At 47.9% G+C, this 18,916-nt stretch carries 15 protein-coding genes; 4 read left to right on the forward strand and 11 right to left on the reverse strand.

Annotation, left to right across the window (positions count from 1 at the left end):
- The first annotated feature begins 20 nt into the window (after positions 1 to 20).
- The gene (locus ACY652_RS06055) at positions 21 to 1,724 is read left to right on the forward strand and encodes a ribulokinase (RefSeq protein WP_462267139.1); all 1,704 of its coding nucleotides are present in this window, start codon (positions 21 to 23) and stop codon (positions 1,722 to 1,724) included.
- Positions 1,725 to 1,775: 51 nt separating this feature from the next.
- On the opposite strand, the gene ACY652_RS06060 is transcribed toward ACY652_RS06055, so the two are convergent.
- From ACY652_RS06060 to ACY652_RS06075, 4 genes are read right to left on the reverse strand one after another with little or no spacing between them, the layout of a single operon-like run.
- Complete coding sequence (locus ACY652_RS06060; RefSeq protein WP_462267140.1) at positions 1,776 to 2,435, reverse strand: bifunctional 4-hydroxy-2-oxoglutarate aldolase/2-dehydro-3-deoxy-phosphogluconate aldolase; 660 nt, start codon at positions 2,433 to 2,435, stop codon at positions 1,776 to 1,778.
- Positions 2,428 to 3,450 carry a PfkB family carbohydrate kinase gene (locus ACY652_RS06065; RefSeq protein WP_462267141.1) on the reverse strand — a complete coding sequence of 341 codons (1,023 nt, stop codon included), beginning with the start codon at positions 3,448 to 3,450 and terminating at the stop codon, positions 2,428 to 2,430. The genes ACY652_RS06060 and ACY652_RS06065 overlap by 8 nt, the downstream gene beginning before the upstream one ends.
- Positions 3,447 to 4,655, reverse strand: a complete 1,209-nt coding sequence (uxuA, locus tag ACY652_RS06070) for a mannonate dehydratase (RefSeq protein ID WP_462267142.1) — start codon at positions 4,653 to 4,655, stop codon at positions 3,447 to 3,449. Before uxuA ends, ACY652_RS06065 begins: the two co-directional genes overlap by 4 nt.
- A gap of 42 nt (positions 4,656 to 4,697) precedes the next feature.
- Complete coding sequence (locus tag ACY652_RS06075) at positions 4,698 to 4,868, reverse strand: hypothetical protein (RefSeq protein WP_462267143.1); 171 nt, start codon at positions 4,866 to 4,868, stop codon at positions 4,698 to 4,700.
- A 139-nt stretch (positions 4,869 to 5,007) separates the two neighbouring features.
- Between ACY652_RS06075 and ACY652_RS06080 the strand changes: the two genes are divergently transcribed.
- Positions 5,008 to 5,991, forward strand: coding sequence for an FAD:protein FMN transferase (locus ACY652_RS06080; RefSeq protein ID WP_462267144.1), 984 nt, complete (start codon positions 5,008 to 5,010; stop codon positions 5,989 to 5,991).
- Positions 5,992 to 6,409: 418 nt separating this feature from the next.
- Here the strand turns inward: ACY652_RS06080 and ACY652_RS06085 are convergent, their stop codons facing one another.
- From ACY652_RS06085 to ACY652_RS06095, 3 genes are read right to left on the reverse strand one after another with little or no spacing between them, the layout of a single operon-like run.
- Entirely contained in the window at positions 6,410 to 8,605 is a 2,196-nt protein-coding gene (locus tag ACY652_RS06085) for a PepSY domain-containing protein (RefSeq protein WP_462267145.1), read from the reverse strand.
- A 21-nt stretch (positions 8,606 to 8,626) separates the two neighbouring features.
- Positions 8,627 to 9,118 carry a DUF2271 domain-containing protein gene (locus ACY652_RS06090; RefSeq protein WP_462267146.1) on the reverse strand — a complete coding sequence of 164 codons (492 nt, stop codon included), beginning with the start codon at positions 9,116 to 9,118 and terminating at the stop codon, positions 8,627 to 8,629.
- Positions 9,119 to 9,122: 4 nt separating this feature from the next.
- The gene (locus ACY652_RS06095; RefSeq protein WP_462267147.1) at positions 9,123 to 10,631 is read right to left on the reverse strand and encodes an ankyrin repeat domain-containing protein; all 1,509 of its coding nucleotides are present in this window, start codon (positions 10,629 to 10,631) and stop codon (positions 9,123 to 9,125) included.
- Between the two features lie 183 nt (positions 10,632 to 10,814).
- Here ACY652_RS06095 and ACY652_RS06100 point away from each other — a divergent pair, with 183 nt between their 5' ends.
- Complete coding sequence (locus ACY652_RS06100) at positions 10,815 to 11,942, forward strand: XrtY-associated glycosyltransferase XYAG1 (RefSeq protein ID WP_462267148.1); 1,128 nt, start codon at positions 10,815 to 10,817, stop codon at positions 11,940 to 11,942.
- Here the strand turns inward: ACY652_RS06100 and ACY652_RS06105 are convergent.
- Positions 11,939 to 13,171 (reverse strand): M16 family metallopeptidase, encoded by a 1,233-nt coding sequence (locus ACY652_RS06105; protein WP_462267149.1) that lies wholly within the window; start codon positions 13,169 to 13,171, stop codon positions 11,939 to 11,941. The genes ACY652_RS06100 and ACY652_RS06105 overlap by 4 nt on opposite strands.
- 64 nt (positions 13,172 to 13,235) lie before the next feature.
- Between ACY652_RS06105 and hpt the strand changes: the two genes are divergently transcribed.
- A complete protein-coding gene (gene hpt, locus ACY652_RS06110) occupies positions 13,236 to 13,772 on the forward strand; it encodes a hypoxanthine phosphoribosyltransferase (protein WP_462267150.1) in 537 nt (178 codons plus the stop codon).
- On the opposite strand, the gene darG is transcribed toward hpt, so the two are convergent.
- From darG to mfd, 3 genes are read right to left on the reverse strand one after another with little or no spacing between them, the layout of a single operon-like run.
- The gene (darG, locus tag ACY652_RS06115; RefSeq protein ID WP_462267151.1) at positions 13,769 to 14,827 is read right to left on the reverse strand and encodes a type II toxin-antitoxin system antitoxin DNA ADP-ribosyl glycohydrolase DarG; all 1,059 of its coding nucleotides are present in this window, start codon (positions 14,825 to 14,827) and stop codon (positions 13,769 to 13,771) included. The two genes, hpt and darG, sit on opposite strands and share 4 nt — an antisense overlap.
- Positions 14,814 to 15,458 (reverse strand): type II toxin-antitoxin system toxin DNA ADP-ribosyl transferase DarT, encoded by a 645-nt coding sequence (darT, locus tag ACY652_RS06120; protein WP_462267152.1) that lies wholly within the window; start codon positions 15,456 to 15,458, stop codon positions 14,814 to 14,816. The genes darG and darT overlap by 14 nt, the downstream gene beginning before the upstream one ends.
- A gap of 26 nt (positions 15,459 to 15,484) precedes the next feature.
- A complete protein-coding gene (mfd, locus tag ACY652_RS06125; protein WP_462268227.1) occupies positions 15,485 to 18,835 on the reverse strand; it encodes a transcription-repair coupling factor in 3,351 nt (1,116 codons plus the stop codon).
- Positions 18,836 to 18,916 lie beyond the last annotated feature (81 nt).

The raw sequence follows: 18,916 nt of genomic DNA on the forward strand, positions 1-18,916 counted from the left end.
TACTTTACCTACTTTTAAAAATGAACTCCACTCCCCTTGTAATTGGCGTAGATTACGGAACCGATTCTGTACGTTCTGTAATTGCAGATACGGCTGATGGTAAAGAACTGGCGGCCTCGGTTTATACTTATCCCCGCTGGAAGAAGGGGTTGTATTGCGATGCCGGCCTTAACCAGTTCAGGCAGCACCCGGCCGATTACCTGGAAGGTTTGGAACGTACCATTACCGACTGTATACAAAAAGCCGGCGGCGCAGGCATCGCGGAGCGAATTAAAGGCATATCCATAGATACCACCGGCTCTACCCCTGCCCCTGTTAATAAGGCGGGGGTTCCGCTGGCATTGTTGCCGGGCTTTGAGGAAAACCCTAACGCCATGTTTATTTTATGGAAAGACCATACCGCTATACCCGAAGCTGCGGAAATTAATGACCATAATGCATCATCGGCAACCGATTACCTTAAATATGTGGGCGGTATTTATTCATCAGAATGGTTTTGGGCCAAGCTTTTGCATGTGCTGCGAACCGATGAGCAGGTGCGCCAGGCCTGTTACTCCTGGGTGGAACATTGCGACTGGATTTCTTACCTGCTTACCGGAGGTACGGATATTGACCAGATGAAACGCAGCCGTTGCGCCGCAGGGCACAAGGCTTTGTGGGCCGAAGAATTTGGCGGCCTACCACCCGACGACTTTTTTAGTGCGATTGACCCTTTACTTCAGGGTTTCACCGGGCGGCTGTTTAAGGATACCTACACTGCTGATGTTCCGGCAGGTAAGCTCTGCACCGAATGGGCTGGCAAACTGGGTTTATCCGAAGATGTAATAATTGGCGTGGGCGCCATTGATGCCCACATGGGCGCCGTAGGCGGACAAATTGAGCCTTATTATTTAAGCAAGGTAATGGGCACCTCCACCTGCGATATGCTGGTGGTGCCGCCTGCCGATTTACAAAACAAACAGGTAAAGGGCATATGCGGACAAGTGAATGGCTCCATTATTCCGGGTATGATTGGTTTGGAGGCAGGCCAATCGGCCTTTGGCGATACGTATGCCTGGTTTAAACAACTGCTCTCTTGGCCGTTGCAGCAGTTGTTACATAAAACGCAGTTAATTGACCAGGCTACTACAGCAGCCTTAATTGAAGAAATGGAAGACCAGTTACTGCCCGAACTTAACCGCCAGGCGGCGGCCCTGCCACCTGATGCGGCAACCGAACTGGCGATGGACTGGTTTAACGGCCGCCGCACCCCGGATGCCAACCAGGAACTGAAAGGCGCCATTACCGGCCTAAACTTAGGCACTGATGCCCCGCGGCTGTTCCGTGCGCTGGCCGAGGCCACCTGTTTTGGCGCGAAGAGCATTGTGGAGCGTTTTATAGCCGAGGGCATACCGGTAAAGGGTGTAATCGGGATTGGCGGGGTAGCAAAAAAGTCCCCTTTTATTATGCAGATGATGGCCGATGTATTAGGGATGCCCATTCGTGTGCATGAGTTTGAGCATACCTGCGCCCTGGGGGCTGCTATGTTTGCGGCAACCGCAGCAGGCATCTACCCGGATACTGAAGCCGCTATGAAGGCTATGGGGCGGGGTTTCGGAATAGCATACCAGCCAAACCCCGAAGCTGCACCGGTTTATGCGCAACGCTACTTACAATATCAAAATCTGGGGCATTATATTGATGAACATACGGCACCAATGAATGCCGACGAACCCCGGCAGTAATGAAAGTGCCTGTTTCAATTCACCAAATTGGCTAACACAGTTGGGTATCGGCTACCGGGCCGATTGTACCAGTTGCAACGCCTTTTGCGTATCGGCGTATAGCTGGTCAAACCGCTGCTCTTCCAGCACCTGCCTGCTGATGAGTTTACTGCCCATGCCTACCGCGCATACACCGGCCCTGAACCAGCCGGCAATGTTTTGCGCTTCCATTTCAACACCACCGGTAGGCATAAATAGCTGGCCGGGAAATAATTCCTTAACAGAGGATAGAAACTCCGAGCCTAAGATATTAGCCGGGAATAGTTTGATCAGCAGCGCACCGTGGTTTTGTGCGGTAAAAATTTCGGTGGGTGTCATACAGCCAGGAATCCACAACATCTGCTCCTGTGCGGTTAAGGCAGCTACTTCAGCATTCACAATGGGCGATACCAGAAAATCGGCGCCGGCAGCTATAAAGTCTTCGGCTTCTGCTTTGGATTTTACTGTACCTGCACCCAAGTGCAGGTCGGGCATTTCGTTAAGCTGCACCTGCTTAAGCGCCTTAAAGTTTTCCAGTGCCGCCCCGCCCCGGTTGGTATATTCCAGCACCCGTATGCCAGCCCGGTATAAGGTACGGGCTACAGCAATGCTTACTTCCGGGTCGGGATAAAAGAACAAGGGCAGCATCCCCTGGCTGATGATGGCATCTAAAATAGTTTGCTTGTTATTCATGCTGGTTAATGGCTTGTTGTATCTCTTGTGTGGTTTTATTGGTGGTATCGCTGCTTACAAACAGTTTGGTATAGGCGGCGGCAGTGGCGTAATCCAGCGTTTGCTGCGGTTGCCAGCCGTTATACATGCCGTAAATCAGCCCGGCCATAAAGCAGTCGCCGCTGCCTACCTTGTCTGTAATATTTGTTGCGGTGTATGTTTTGGAACTGTACAGTTGCTGCGCCGTATACAGCGCCCCGTAATAGCTGATTTCCTGCCCGGCATCAAACCTGAAGGTATAAGCCGCCGTTTGGCATTTGGGATAGCGGCGCGCCAATTCTTCCGACATTCTTTGAGCTTCCTCTAAATACACATGCTGCTGCCCCACTTTATGAATCTCAGGTAAAACAGGAATGTTCAGCATTGTTTCAACCGACCACAGGTTACCCATTATTACATTGCAATACTGCACCAGATCAGGCATTATCTCTTTAGGCGCTTTACCATATTGCCACAGCTTTGCCCGGTAGTTTAAATCAACCGAAGTGGTGATCCCTTTAGCCAAAGCCGCCTGCAATCCTTCCCGGCAAACCTCAGCTGCCTGCTGGCTGATGGCCGGGCAGATGGCGCTGAAATGAAACCAGCTTACGCCATCCAGTACGGCATCCCAGTCTATCATTCCCGGCTGCAATGCGGCAAAGGCCGAATGGGCGCGGTCATAAATAAGGGCATCGTGCTTTAAATCCTGCCCCTGGGTTAAAAAGTACAGGCCGATGCGGTTGCCATGATATAAAATCTGCGATATGTCGATCCCCTTACTTTCCAGATGGGCAATTACAGGGGCCGACATGCCATTTTCAGGCAGGGCCGTAAAGTAACGCGAGGGAATGTTCCACAGGGCCAAAGCCGAAGCTACATTTAACTCTGCCCCGCCCACAAATACCGGCAGGCGGTTATGCTGTAACCACGCGCCTCCGGCATCGGGCGTGAGGCGCAGCAGCAGTTCTCCAAAACACAATACCTTGCCCGGCTTCATTCGGTTTCAATACTTGGATAGCAACTTCTTTTAACACCCATTTCCAGGCCGCGCAGTTCGGCCAGCCCTTTCATACGCCCGGTAACAGAATAGCCGGGATAAGTATCGTGATTAAAATCATCCAGCAACTTGTGCCCGTGGTCGGGCCGCATCGGTATAGCCGCATCCGTACGGCCGGCAAGTTGCCGCTTATGCTGTTCTGCTACAATGGCTTTCATCACGGCATACATATCGGTGCTGCCGCCTAAGTGATCGGCTTCGTAAAAGCTGCCATCGGCCTCGCGCTGCACATTGCGCAGGTGCAGGAAATGGATGTGCGCACCTAACTCCGCAATAATAGCCGGAATATCGTTTGCCGGGTGTGCCCCCAGCGAACCGGTGCATAAAGTGATCCCGTTGGCTACAGACGGGCAGGCGCTTACTACTTCGCGCAAATCCTGATGGGTGGATACCACCCTCGGCAGGCCCAGTATCGGGAAAGGCGGATCATCGGGATGAATACACATCCGGATACCAGCTTCTTCGGCATGTGGAATGATGGCCTGTAAAAAATAGGATAGATTGGCTTTAAGCGCCTGGCTGCCTATCCCGCTGTATCTTTTCAGCAGCTCCTTAAAATGGGTAAGGGTATACACCTCGCCGGTACCCGGCAGGCCGGCCAGTATCACCTGGGTTAATTGCCCAGTTCCGGCTTTACCTAAACCATCAAGGTATATCTTGGCTGCCTTTCGTTGCTCCTCACTGTAATCCGATCCGGCCCCCTCCCGTTCCAGCAGGTATAAGTCGAACGCTGCCATCGCGGGTGCATGGTAACGCAATGCCGAGGCCTGGTTAGGCAGGCGGTAATCTAAATCCGTACGTGTCCAGTCCAGTACCGGCATAAAGTTATAACATACCGTGTTTACGCCGGCCTGCGCTAAGTTTCGGAGCGTTTGTATATAGTAATCAATGGACTGGTCGCGCTCCGGTCGGCCGGTCTTGATACTCTCATGAATGTTCACACTCTCTGCTACCGACCACCGGAAACCGGCCATGCTTAGCATGGCCTTGCGCGTTTCAATTTCCCCGGCACGCCATACCTCCCCGCAGGGCAGGTGATGCAGCGCGGTTACAATGCCCGTAGCTCCGGTTTGCTTGATGGCCGCAAGGCTTACCAGATCGGAAGGGCCAAACCACCTGAACGTCTGTTCTAAATCAGGAATCATGCTAACAGTTTTATGGCTGCTAAGATACAGGGCGATTGTTATTTACCAAAACAGCGTATACAGTGCCACTACAATGCCGGCAGCAATAAGCGCACCGGCCGTAAAAGCGCGGTTGGTGCGGAACATTGAGGCATCTACCTCCAGCCCGTATACAGATACAATAATAAAGTATATCAAAAATACCAGCCAGTCGCTGTTAGTTAATTGCTTCATTCCTTGATTACGGTTTTATAGAGGCTAATAAATGGGCAGCCTAATATAGCTTATTTATTACAGTTGCCTAAACTGCGATACAGTTAGCTTCTTAAAGATTAATTTTGACGTACAGACATACATTAATTACAACTTGTTAATGAAATATTTACCTTTAATTCTATTTTTTTTGAGTTTGGGTACACAGGCCCAGGTACTGCGTAAACGCACCACACTGCTCATGGGCGGCCGCTTTGATATTACCATTGTAGCAAAGGATTCACTCACCGCCGGGCAAAACATTGATACCTGTATTAAAGAGATCAGCCGGATAGAGTACCTGATCTCTGACTGGAAACCACAGACACAGGTATCTGAAGTGAACCGCAATGCAGGCATCAGGCCGGTTAAGGTAAGCCCGGAAGTATTTGCCCTTACCCGGCGGGCCATCCGGCTTTCAAAAATCACCAATGGCGCCTTCGATATCAGCTTTGCCGCCATGGACCGCATCTGGAAGTTTGATGGCTCCATGACGGCCATGCCTACCCCCCAAGCCATTAAGAAATCAGTAGAAAAGGTAGGGTACCGGAACATTATACTTGACTCTAAAAACTCTACTGTTTTCTTAAAGCGCAAAGGCATGAAAATCGGCTTTGGCGCCCTGGGCGAGGGTTATGCTGCCGACCGCTGCCGTGACATGATGCTGGCCAAAGGCATTAAAGCAGGCATTGTAAACGGCTCGGGCGATATGAGCACCTGGGGCCGGCAACCCGATGGCAGCCCCTGGAATGCAGGCATAACCAACCCCATGCGCGAGGATACCATTTTTGCCGTAGTGCCGCTCAGGCAAAGCGCCGTGGTTACCTCGGGCAGCTACGAAAAGTTTGTGGTATTTAACGGCAAGCGGTATGCCCACATTATCAATCCGGCTACCGGCTACCCGGCCACCGGCACCAGCAGCGTTACCATATTTGGCCCCAGTGCCGAAGTAGCCAATGGCCTTAGCACCTCTATTATGGTGCTGGGTAAGATTAAAGGCTTTAACTTGTTAAAGAAGTACCCGCAGTATCATTGTATTCTGATTGATGATAAAGGGAAAGTTTATACAAAGGGAGTTGAGGTTAAGCAATACGCTTTAAAATAGATAAATGACAATGTTTAGAAGCTGTTAACACGTATATAACGCTGTCATCCTGAGGCACTCGAAGGGTGGTTGAACAGGCCTAACAAAGGAAGTGTATCTTGTCCCTCGGGAGGGACACATAATTGAGTTGATGATTTAATTTCCTGCCTTTGAAAGCCCCTTCGCTTAAGTTTTGCGTTTTATTCCCATATTTAAAACATATGAGCAGAGGTAAGAAGTTACTGATTGCAGTTGGGTGCATCCTGTTAGGATATGGCTTTGGAGGGTTATCCTGGGGCGGTACATTTAACTTAGGTCCATTAGTTAACACTATGTTATTTTTATGTTCGCCAATATTAATTATCGGAGGTGTTATTTATTTTTTTAAATTGTTAAAAAAAGAGTAATCCTTTCAGGGCTGGACTTGTACTTGCCTTAATCAATAACAATCCATCAAAATCTGCCCGCGCGACTGATAATAGCTCACCTCTTTTCCATTGTTCGCCCGGCAGATATGATTCAGCGCATCAATTACATCCTTTTGCATGGAGAGTGAGCCACACAGCATAATTACACCGCCTGTAGTAAGCACACGTGCCATTACTTCAGCATCACGCGTTATTAAATGGCTTACATACTGCTTTTCGTCCTCGCGGGATAAGGCTAAATGCAATTGATCCAATCGCCGGTCGTGCATACCGGCATCCAGCAGCGGCTGGTAGATAGCAAAAGCTGAACGGGTACGGAAGCCGCAATATAAATGATAAGACGTTTTACGGCTGTTCTGGCTGATCATTCCTAAAAACGGTGCAATGCCGGTACCGTTAGAAATCATAACTACTTCGGGTGCAGTGGCCGGCAGGTGGAAGTGCCTGTTATCTACAATGCGGGCGGCAAGGGTGTTGCCGGCAGTTAAGCGGTGCAAATGACCTGAACCCAAGCCATGCTGATGCAGCCTGACGCTTAACTGAACCTCATTCCCGATCCTGCCGATAGAATACAGACGTTCGCGGTGATCATTGGCAGGATAGACAGCCAGCAGATCGCCGGAGGTAAAACTCAGGCCGCGCCCGGGCTGCAGACGGAGCAAAAAGGTATCTTCTGCCCCATCGCTCTGCACTTTTTCCATCACCTTAAACTGATGCAGGCGGGGTGGCTTCATGTGCAGCGCGGCAGGCGAAATATTGAGTGCTATACCTGCACTTTGCGACCAGGCTTCGGCCCACAAACTAAATTCTTCGGGCGATTTATCATTTACGGTATGCACATCGGTTAGCGGCTGCGCCCAGGTTTGATGAGAAAGCAACTGGTTCACCTCAAATGCAAACTTGCAGAAATCGGGATAGGCATGAGAGCCGAAACCTAATACCGAATATTTAACAGGTTGCTGCTGCGGATGCTTCCGGAGCAGTGCTGTAAATTTATTTCCGTTGGAAGGAGCATCGCCTATCCCATAGGTAGAAGTAAACACCAACAGGTGCTCCGCTTTGGGGAAAGCCTGATACCGGTTAAGTTCAGCGATACAGGACTTTTCGCCCTGCTTTAACAAACGCTGGTGCACTGCATTGGCATACCTGTAAGTACTGCCGTTTTCAGATCCTACCAGTAGAATAAACCGGCACTCCCGGGCCTTATACTTGTTTTTAACCCGGCCGCTTAGGCGCTTAAAAGTAATTACGAAGCCGGAGTAAATAAAGAACAGGATATTTGCAGAAGCGATGGCCAGTATAATGGCCCAAACCGCACTAGCCCGTCCGGTATGCAGGTTTAAGCTCAAATTAGCTAAAATAGCTGTGGCCGGATATTTTGCCTCGCTGAGCAAATCACCGGTAATTTGGTTGACCGTTATTTCACGATCATCCAGTTTAATGGTATAATAATCTTCCGCATCTTCCGAGAACGGAAACTCGATACTTTGCACCCGGCTGAGCTTGGTTTGCTTAAATACAGCAAAATCAGCTTCCTTTTTTGCCGGCTTAGAGCGGATGGCATCAAAATCTACCTTACCGGCCACTTTGGGGCTGCTGATGATGTTGAATTTCTCCAAAGACAGGTAAGTTCCGGTAAGCGCGATAATCAGGATGGGAATCAGCGACAGCCGCCCTAACACCACATGGTAATACTGGGCAAAGTTCTCCTTTACAATACGCGTAAAGAACCGCTTTACCCCGCGTTGCCGCTGGATGATGAGCGCCGTGCCCGACAGGGTGATCAGCATCAGCAGGAAAGCAGTTAAGCCTATGAAGAACCGGCCTGCCGTGTGTAAGAACAGCGAACGGTGAAAAGTAGTAATCCACTGAAAAAACCCGCTTTGCTTTTTGGGTACACCCAGGATGCGGCCGGTGCGCGGGTCGGCATAGGCCAGCATATTCTTGCCCTGCGCATCACTGCCTTTAATTTGTACAAACTGGCTGGCATCTACGGTAAGCTCGCTGATGCCCTTGTATTTGGCCCTTAACACCGGCAGGGCCTGGGCCAGGGTGATCTCATTAAAATTTTGAGCGCGGTAAGGTTGCAGTTTTTGTGAAACAGGTTCGAACGAGAGGATGATGCCGGTAACGGAAGCCAGCGTGAGCAGAATAAAGGAAGATACAGCCAGGGCCAAGTGGCTGTATCTCCATACCGAGATCGTCATGATAATGAAATGCTGATGCCTCTAGTTGGGGCTGAAACGCACATAGCGGATAAAACCGGTTCCCTCTGTTTTTGCGGAAAGAGCTTCGGTAGTAAGGGGTACCTCCAGGTCTTTTACATAATAGTTTTTGTCCTCCACAGCGCTCTCAAACCTGATTTTGTACCCGGCATTTATCTTTGAGCTTTCAATGTCAATTACGTTCACACTGCGGTCGCCCCCGGTAACTGATGCCCCTGTAATCGCGCTGATGTTGGAAGGTTTTTTACTGTAAAATTTATACCACTCTTTTAAGGTTTTGTACCATTTTTTATCAGAGCCCAGCACATACAGGGTTTTATCGTACTTGCCTTTGCTGTCAATCAGCGAGATTACCATATAGGCGCCCTCACCCATATAATTGGTCATCTGGATCATGCATTTGTACCTGGAAGTACCGCCCTGGGCATAGGAAGCAGCCGGGGCGGTAATCAGCAGCGCTGCTGCAAGCAGCGCCATTGTAAATAATTTATACATAAATTTATTTCAGGAAGTTAACAGACACTTTATTTTTAGATAAGGATTCATTTTCGCTGGCCAGATCAAAGGCGGTTTCCTTAAAATTGGTCACCATATCTTTTTGTGCACCAATGGATAGCAGGTATTTCATTACGGCATCATCCTTACCAATCATGGCTGCCTTATGCAAGGCCGTAAGGCCCTCATTGTTTTTGGCGTTTACATTGATATGTAAAGGCTCCAGGCGTTTCAACAGCGATACATCATTTTTAACAATGGCTAAATGGTACAAGGTATTGCCATCTTTTTGCGGTGCGGTAACCTGCAAGCCTTTTTGCTGCAACAGGCTTAGCTTGGCGCCAAACGCATCTTCGCCCGGGGCTGCACCACCTGGCCGTCCGCCCTGCGGACGGTAGGACTCCATCAGGTAGTAAGCAAGGTTGTTCCCTTTTTTGTCCAGCACTTTTACATCAGCGCCTTTATCCATTAAATAACGCACTATTTCGGGCGAATTACTGCGAACCGCCATCGCCAGAGCAGTAATTCCCTGCTGGTTGGGCTGATTGATGTTTTTAACGTACGGTAACAGCGTCGCCAGTACTGCTGTATCGCGGTTAGCAGCGGCAGCGTTCATAAAAGCCGTATTACCGGCTTCATCAGGCTGGTTAATATCTACCCCCTTATCAATAAAATATCTGATAATATCGGTTTGGCCGGGCTTGCGTACCTGGTAATGCAATACGTTCTCGCCGGTGTTGCTTCTTGTGGTGGGTTTAATATTCAGGCTTTCCAGGTACTGGTATACAGCCAGCGTAGCCCCGCCGCCACCACGCCGGCCACCGCTCTGGGCAGCCATCAGCATCGCGTTCGGGTGGGGCTTTACGCCTTTTTCTATCAATGTTTTTAACAGGCCGATGTTACCGGAACGGGCAGCATAGGCAAAAGCATTGTTACCCGCAGCATCCGTACTATTGATGTCCAAACCTTTTGAAATGAAATAGTTGGTCAGGGCAAGGTCTTTGTCATTGGCCACAGCCAGTAGCAGGGCATTGGCGCCTTCCTGGTTAACATCCTTTTTCAGGTTTTCGCCGTGCGCAAGAAACAGGTCGTATATTTTAGTATTCTGCTGTCCGTTACCAGCCGCAAAAAGCAGCGGCGTAGTACCATGACTATCCAGAATATTAATCTTAGCGCCTTTATTCAACAGGTATTCCACAACATCGGCATTGCCACGGTTAGCCGCCCAATGAAGGTAGGTACGGCCATCATGCGTTAACTTGCCCACATCATTACCCGGCTGGTCCATTAAATATTTAATGGTTGCGGCAGGGGCCTGGGCGTTGATAGCCATCACTACCGGGTCCATACTCATCTGGTTAAACTGCGAAGGACTGCTGCCTTTTTCAACCTCTGCCTTTACAGCGTTCACATCAGGCTGGCTCTGCCAGTAGGATTGCTCTAAGAGCGTGTTTGTTTGCGCCTTTACAGCAAAAGTGATTAATAGTGATAATACAGTTAATATTTGCTTCATTCCCGGTAGTTCTGTTAAAGCTTATTTTGTATATTGAATAACATAACCCTGCAAAATTAATAAGAATGAGTCTAAATAAAAATTATTTAATTCATAAATGCGGATGTATACACTTTTTTACCTTACGAGCTATAAATTATAAATTAAATTCTCGACTTTAACTTTAAACCATATCCTGTTAGTTTGAAAATTTTACAAATCATTGCAGCTTATAAGCCTGCTTATATTTATGGCGGCCCTACAATGTCAGTAGCTGAACTGAGTGAACAACTGATGGCAGCTGATGTGCACACCGAAGTATTTGCAACTACGGCTAATGGCAGTGAGGAACTACCTTACCCGGCAGGAAAGCCGGTTGTGATGGATGGAGTTAAAGTAACTTACTTTAAGCGTATGACCAAAGATCACAGCCATTTCTCCCCTGCATTACTGCTAAAATTGTGGCAGGAAGCCCGGCAGTTTGATGTGATCCACATTCATGCCTGGTGGAATCTGGTTTCTATCCTGTCTTGCTGGATTGCCCTTGCCCGGAAAATACCGGTAGTAATATCACCGAGGGGTACATTAAGCAGCTATTCCCTTACCGATAAACGCAGCAGAACAAAGCATTGGTTTCAGCAAGTATTAGGGGTGGCTTTATTAAACCGATGCCATCTGCATGTTACTTCGGCTTTAGAAGAGCAGCAGATACGCACACTGTTAAAGCCGCGCAGTATTCACCTTATTCCTAATTTCGTCAAGGTAAACTCCCGGCCTGCATCGCATCCTCCCCAGGAAACAGTATTCCGACTGCTGTTTTTATCCCGTATTCATCCCAAAAAGGGCCTTAATTTACTGATTGATGCGCTTTCTGCGCTTAAATTTCCTTTCCGTTTAACCATTGCCGGTAGCGGGGATGAAGCCTATATCCATTCATTACGAGCATTGGCCGAAGCCAATAAGGTAGCTGCCTGTATAGAGTGGGCAGGTTTCCGGCAACAAGATAAATTCAGCCTGCTGGCGGCACACGATCTGCTGGTACTACCTTCGTATGATGAAAACTTTGGCAACGTGGTAATTGAAAGCTTAAGCGAAGGCACCGCCGTGCTGGTAAGCAGCAGTGTAGGGCTGGCCCGATACGTTACAGAAAATAATTTAGGCTGGCAGTGTGGGCTAACGGTTAAAGAGATAGCCGATATTTTGAATCAAATAGCGCAAAAGCGGGCTGATTTATTGCGGATACGGAATACTGCGCCCGGCTTGATCCGCAGTCACTTTAATGCGCCGTCCCTGGTTCAAAAATACGTGGCTATGTATCAGCAATTACTTTAATCATTCGGCTCAAAAATCAGCGTAGTCAGCTGGTTTTCATCCAGTATCTCATTGCTGATGGTGAGCATGTCTTCCGCAGTAATAGCATTGATCCTGGCAAATACTTCTTCCAGACTGTCTACATAATTAAAATCGAGCAGGCTTTTGGCCATACTTAAAATCAGGCTCAGGCGACCTTCCTCGGCTAAGGCAATTTGCCCGGTAAACTTTTGCTTGGCCTGGTGCAGCTGCAGGCTGCCCAGCTTGCGTTCGCGCAATTTGCGCAGCTCTTTGTATACTAATTTGATGGCCTTCTCCGCCTTTTCGGCATCGGTACCGAAATAAATATTAAAAATGCCGGTATCAGTAAACGGCGTATAACCCGATTCTATAGTATAGGCAATGCCATATTTCTCCCTGATTTCTAAATTGAGCCGGCTGCTCATGCCCATGCCGCCCAACAGGTTATTCAGCAGCAATAAGCCGTTCTTGTACGCATGATGAGTAGGATATGCCTGCGTACCCATCACACAATGGGTTTGTGCAATAGGCTTGTCCTGCCGAACCAGGCCGGCTGCGGGTGCCAGTGGTGCAATGCGGCTTTTGGCAGTCGTGTTCGCCTTCACCGCACCAAAATATTTTTCGGTCAGCTTGATCAGTTTTTTGAAATCATAGTTACCATACACCGCAAAAACCATTTCATGCGTATTGTAATTGCCGGCCAAGTACTGGTCAATATCCTTGCGGGTGAGCCGGTTTACTGATTCGGCAGTACCTAAAATATTATTGCCCATTGCATGGCCCGCAAACAACAGCCCTTCAAAATCATCTTGTATGGCTTCTTCGGGCTGGTCCTGGTACGAGGCAATCTCGTCTAATATCACGCTGCGCTCTTTGTCCAGCTCGGCTTCGGGGAAGGTAGAATGAAAGAGAATATCCTCAAATAAATCCACCGTGCGCTCCAGATGCGGGTTGAGCAGGGAGGCGTGTATGCAGGTGTATTCCTTAGTGGTATAGGCGTTTAAATCGGCGCCCACCAGTTCCAGCCGGTTCAGTATCTGGCTGGTGTTGCGACGGGGGGTTTCTTTAAACAGCAGGTGCTCAATAAAATGTGCCAGCCCTTCCTGCTGCGGCGCTTCATCGCGGGCGCCGGCATTCACCATAAAACAGCAATGGGTAATGGGCGAGGCTGCATATTTAAAGAGCAAACGAATGCCGCTGGGCAGCGTAAAAACCTGATAATCCGTCATGAATAGTGCAAAGATAATGTTATTTTAGGGGCTGTAACTGCACCCTGCCATTTACTACTTTTGTATGAAGATAGCCGACCTCGAATTTGAACCCTTTATAGATGCCGACAATATACAGAAGCGCATCAACATGCTGGCGTTAGAACTGAACGCAGATTATGCAGGCCGCACCCCGGTATTCATCGGCGTACTTAACGGCAGCTTTATGTTTTTTGCCGATTTACTGAAGCAGATCACCCTGCCCTGCGAAACCACGTTTACCAAACTGGCCTCCTATTACGGCGGACTCAGCAGCAGCCGCAGCGTGCGCGAGGATGTAGAGCTGCACACCAACATTACCGGCCGCGACGTGATTGTTGTAGAAGACATTGTAGATACCGGCAATACGCTGAGCTACTTCATCAACAAAATAAAAATGCACGGCCCGGCCTCGGTAACCGTATGTTCCCTGCTGCTTAAGCCCGCCGCCTTAGAGGCTACCATTGAGGAACTCAAATATGTAGGCTTTGAGATTGATAATGAATTTGTGGTAGGCTATGGGCTTGATTATAAAGAGTTAGGGCGGAATGTGAATGGGATATACAGGTTGGTGAGCAGTTAATTTAGCAGTACATCTTTATAGAGTATACTATCGTACCGGTTAAGGTGATTGATAGCTAATTGTATATGATGAACAGGAAATAAATTCCTCTTTCTCTCTGACCACAACTGTTCTTTCACAATTTCAGCGCTTTTTGTTTTGTCATTACATAAAATCATATCTACCGTAGCTAAAAGTTCCAAGCCATATGGCGACTCAAACCCTTGAATGAATTCAGTTACAGTTTCCAACCTTCGTTTTTCTTCTGCAGAAGCAGAATGCTCAATGTAATTCTTAACTTCTTCTTTTTTTGAAGCTACCAACTCAATTTCTTCAAAAGGTTTTGCATCTTTTTGTTCGTACCCTTTTAAATAGTATCCATTAAGCGTGTACAACAAAAAGCTCAGTTGATTAGAATACGGACCATAATGGCCTTGCACGAAACGAAGTTTAAGTTGTGTTTCACCAAATCGCTGCAGGAAATAACTCAGCTTAACTGCTGCAAATTCGCTGGCAAATTCACCCAAAGCCCTGTATTGATATAGTAAAGATAAGAGCATTGCCCGTGCAGGCGTTAGCTTTGCAGCGGCAACCCGGTCTTCTTTTTTTAAGGCTTCTTTAATGAAGAGCGTAGGTTCGTATATAACTGCTTTAATATCCAGGCCGGTTAACGCTTCGTTAATAAGGGGCTTTACAGTTTCCCAGTTCAATCCACCATTACCACAACCCAACGGAGGGACAGCTATTGATTTTATGTTGTATTGTATAATTTGCTGCCGTAAATCCTGCAGTCCTTCCTTTATCCATACTAATTTTGAAGGTGAACGCCAATGTTGCTTGGTTGGAAAATTGATAATATACTTAACACCATTTATCTGATTGACAGGTATAATCTGCATTTGACCTGTAACGATTTCCCCTCTTGCGGCAGCATCTTTATAAATTTTGTAGCTCTCCGGAAACTCATGCTTAAACTGCAATGCAATGCCTTTGCCCATTACGCCTACTGTATTTACAGTATTAACTAATGCTTCCACCCGGGCATCCAAAAGATTTCCTTCTTTATAAATGATCATAATACAGCTTTTCAGGTGATACCCCAATTTTAAAATTCAAATGCTGCTGTTCTGCTATTTTCAACACTTTTTCCTTAGTGGCCTCATTATATACGCCTATGTGTGTAATGCATGAAACAGGCACATACGTCTTAATTAAAAATTCAGCTTGTTTCTTTTGTTTTCTTAGCAAATCTGTCTCATCGCTTTTCCAAAACTTAGCGTTAATCGCATCCCAATCCAGTTTAATAAAACCCTCTTTTTGTGTATAACAATTGGATGTTTCACTGCGCGCATGGCCGTCTGTAAAGAAGAACTCTAATTGGTGCTTTTTAATTTCTTCAAACGAAGAAATTAAATATACAATATCAGATTGAGGATGCTTCACTACGTCTTCATATCCTTTTGCTATTTGATACAGCATGGGTGAACGCGGGCCTAAATAAAATGGAACATAATCCTCTAACTTTCCACCCGGTGGATTACATGCGTCTAAATTTTTGCGGTAATCGATGAGTGATGAATCGCCGATACTTATATAATCAGGATCAAATTTTGGAGACGACCTGGTGTACAAACCATTTTTCAAAATATACCCTAAATTGTTGATATGAGTAATCCGGTAAAGCCATATGGTTTTAGGTACAGCCATTTTGTATGGCAATTTAATAAAATATTTTAAACCACCACTCCAGCCATCTCACCCAGCAAATCCACCGCCTGGTCAATCGTCTGCACGCCTTCCAAACTGATGCGCAGGGTATTCTTCACCTCTTTCAGGTTTGCCCGGCGGGGGTAAGTTTGTACAAAGCGCAGTACTTCCTTAAAGGCTTCGGTTTCAAAGTAGGGCGATTGCTGATTGCTTAGAAAATAGCCGCGCAATACCTGCTTTTTCAACGAAATCTTTTCAAAGCCGATCTGCTTGCCCAGCCATTGCAGGCGGATGGTATTCAGCAAGTCGTTTACCTGCGGCGGAATGGGGCCAAAGCGGTCGGCCAACTGCTGCTCAAAGGCCTGCAGTTCGGTTTCATTGTTCAGCTTGGTAAGTTCGGTATACAAGTTATAGCGCTCGGTAAGGCTGGTTACATATTCATCCGGAATAAGGATTTCCAAATCGGTATCAATCTGGGTAAAGGAAATAAAAGGCCGGGGCTTTTCATCCTGAAACAGGTCTTTAAACTCGTCGTCCTTCAACTCCTGCAAGGCTTCATCCAAAATCTTGTGGTACATTTCAAAGCCGATTTCGGCAATAAAGCCGCTTTGCTCGGCACCCAGCAGGTTACCGCTGCCGCGAATGTCCAGATCGCGCATGGCTACGTTAAAGCCGCTGCCCAGATCGCTGAATTCCTCAATGGCGCTTAACCGTTTACGGGCTTCGGAGGTAAGGGTACTCAGGGGCGGACTCAGCAGGTAGCAAAATGCCTTTTTATTGCTTCGGCCTACACGCCCCCGCATCTGGTGTAAATCGCTCAGGCCAAACATGTGGGCATGGTTAATAATGATGGTATTGGCGTTGGGAATGTCCAGCCCGGCTTCAATAATGGTGGTAGCCACCAGTACATCATATTCATTGCTCACAAACTTGAGCATTACATCTTCCAGATCATCGCCTTCCAGCTGGCCGTGGGCAATGCCGATGCGCGCTTTGGGCACCAGTTTGCGTATCATGCCACCCAATTGAGGTAAATCGGCCACGCGGTTATGGATGAAGAAGACCTGGCCGCCCCGGTCGATCTCATATTCTACAGCTTCCTTAATCAGCTTGTCATTAAACACATGCAGCTCGGTAACTACCGGCTGGCGGTTGGGCGGCGGGGTGGAGATGATGGATAAATCGCGGGCCCCCATGAGCGAGAAGTGCAACGTGCGCGGAATAGGCGTAGCCGTCAGCGTCATGGTATCTACGTTGGCCCGCATGGTTTTCAGCTTTTCTTTGGTAGATACGCCGAATTTCTGCTCCTCGTCAATAATCATCAGCCCCAGGTCCTTAAACTTTACATCCTTGCTCACCAAACGGTGGGTGCCGATGATGATATCCAACTGACCCTCTTTAAGCCGGTTCAGCGTATCCTTAATCTGCTTGCTGGATTTAAAGCGGTTCACAAAATCAATATTGCAGGGGAAGCCCTTCAACCGGTCGGAAAAAGTTTTATAATGCTGCGCGGCTAAAATAGTGGTAGGCACCAATACCGCCACCTGCTTGCTGTCGGCCACGGCTTTAAAGGCAGCGCGGATAGCTACTTCTGTTTTACCAAAGCCTACATCGCCGCAAATCAGCCGGTCCATCGGGTGCGGCGATTCCATGTCTTTCTTGAAATCGGCCGTTGCTTTTTCCTGGTCGGGCGTATCCTCATAAATAAAGGAAGCCTCCAACTCGGTTTGCAGATAGCTATCGGGCGAAAAGGCGTTGCCATGCTGTGCCTTACGCACGGCGTACAGCTTAATCAGATCGCGGGCAATATCCTTAACTTTTTTTTTTGTGGTTTTCTTCAGCCGCTCCCAGGTATCGGTACCCAGCTTGTTCATTTTGGGTACGGTGCCTTCCTTACCGCTAAATTTAGAAATGCGGTTCAGCGAGTTGATGTTGACATACAGCAAATCATTATCGGCATAAATCAGGCGTATCATTTCCTGTACCTTGCCGTTCACATCTACCTTTTCGAGGCCGGCATATTTGCCGATGCCGTGGTCGATGTGGGTTACATAATCGCCGGGTTTAAGCTCACGCAATTCTTTTAGTGTAATAGCCTGGGTACGCTGGTACCCTTTGCGCAGCTTGTATTTATAATAGCGGTCGAAAATTTGATGGTCGGTATAACAGGCCAGTTTCTGCTCACGGTCGATAAAGCCTTCCCGGATTGAAATATTTACCGGGGTAAATTTTACCGTTTTGTCCAGATCATCAAAAATGGCATACAGGCGCTCCGACTGTTTGGGTGAATCGGTAAAAATGAGGTTCTCAATTTTATCCGCCTCATTGTTTTTAATGTTATGGATCAACAGCTGAAAGTCCTTATTGAACGACGGCTGCGGACGGGTATCAAAGCTAATGGTTTGCGCATCCTGGTAAAAAAACTGCTTGCCAAACTCAATCACCGCAAAATCATGCAGCTGGTCGGCAATCAGCTTTTCGTCGGTAAAGGCAAACTTAGGGTCCAGCCAGTCGGGATTCTGGTTCTTTTCTTCGGCGGATAAGGCTTTCCATAACTGGGTGGCTTTTTTGTAACCATCCTGCACCACATCCAGCATAAACTGCACGTCCTTTATCCAAACCTGTGTGCTGCCTTCTACATATTCCAGTATGGAGATATTGTTCTCCGTCAAAAACTTAGCTTGTACATTGGGTACAATGGTAATGCTCTTCACCTGCTCTACCGATAGCTGACTTTCTATCTCAAACGTGCGGATACTTTCCACAAAATCGCCAAAGAACTCCACCCGGTAAGGCAGGTCGTGCGAAAAGGAGAAGATATCGACTATGCCGCCGCGTACCGAGAACTGCCCCGGCTCGTACACAAAATCAACCCGCTCAAAATCGTAATCAATCAAAAACTCATTAATAAATTCGATGCTCAGGTTATTGTTCAGCGCAATTTCCAGCGTGTTCTTTTCCAGCGAACTGCGGTCAATTACCTTTTCGGCAATGGCCTCGGGGTAGGTTACAATCAGTTGGCCGTATTCAGTGGAGTGGTTCAGCTCGTTTAGTACTTCAGCACGGGCCAGCACATTGCTGCTGTCGGGCTGGGTAAACTCAAACGCTTTGCGGTACGAAGACGGGAAAAGCATCACCTCCTTGCCGGTCAGGTTTTCCAGATCGGCCTGAAAGTAGCTGGCCTCCTCACGGTCGGGCAGTACAAACAACTGGTGCTTATGTTGCAAAAAGTACAATGCTACCGCCACCATGGCATCGCTGGATCCAATGAGGCCGCGCAGCTGCAGGCGCGGATTTTTGCCCGAATTAAGCGCTTTGGCCAGTTCCTTAACGCGGTCGTCGGCTTTATAGCGCTCTAAAATATCACGTATGTTCAACACTTCGCAAAGATAGCTAAATTCAAAATCCTACTCAACAGCTAAACCCCGGCAAGCTAAAAATGTGTGATGCGGCAAACA

The organism is Mucilaginibacter sp. (genome assembly GCF_965200995.1).
GTDB lineage: Bacteria > Bacteroidota > Bacteroidia > Sphingobacteriales > Sphingobacteriaceae > Mucilaginibacter.

Coding starts and splice junctions, on each gene's coding strand:
- uxuA (WP_462267142.1), bottom strand. CDS start 4,655: ATGATTCCTGATTTAGAACAGACGTTCAGGTGGTTTGGCCCTTCCGAT.
- ACY652_RS06085 (WP_462267145.1), bottom strand. CDS start 8,605: ATGACGATCTCGGTATGGAGATACAGCCACTTGGCCCTGGCTGTATCT.
- ACY652_RS06075 (WP_462267143.1), bottom strand. CDS start 4,868: ATGAAGCAATTAACTAACAGCGACTGGCTGGTATTTTTGATATACTTT.
- ACY652_RS06055 (WP_462267139.1), top strand. CDS start 21: ATGAACTCCACTCCCCTTGTAATTGGCGTAGATTACGGAACCGATTCT.
- ACY652_RS06090 (WP_462267146.1), bottom strand. CDS start 9,118: ATGTATAAATTATTTACAATGGCGCTGCTTGCAGCAGCGCTGCTGATT.
- ACY652_RS06080 (WP_462267144.1), top strand. CDS start 5,008: ATGAAATATTTACCTTTAATTCTATTTTTTTTGAGTTTGGGTACACAG.
- ACY652_RS06095 (WP_462267147.1), bottom strand. CDS start 10,631: ATGAAGCAAATATTAACTGTATTATCACTATTAATCACTTTTGCTGTA.
- darG (WP_462267151.1), bottom strand. CDS start 14,827: ATGATCATTTATAAAGAAGGAAATCTTTTGGATGCCCGGGTGGAAGCA.
- darT (WP_462267152.1), bottom strand. CDS start 15,458: ATGGCTGTACCTAAAACCATATGGCTTTACCGGATTACTCATATCAAC.
- ACY652_RS06060 (WP_462267140.1), bottom strand. CDS start 2,435: ATGAATAACAAGCAAACTATTTTAGATGCCATCATCAGCCAGGGGATG.
- hpt (WP_462267150.1), top strand. CDS start 13,236: ATGAAGATAGCCGACCTCGAATTTGAACCCTTTATAGATGCCGACAAT.
- ACY652_RS06065 (WP_462267141.1), bottom strand. CDS start 3,450: ATGAAGCCGGGCAAGGTATTGTGTTTTGGAGAACTGCTGCTGCGCCTC.
- ACY652_RS06105 (WP_462267149.1), bottom strand. CDS start 13,171: ATGACGGATTATCAGGTTTTTACGCTGCCCAGCGGCATTCGTTTGCTC.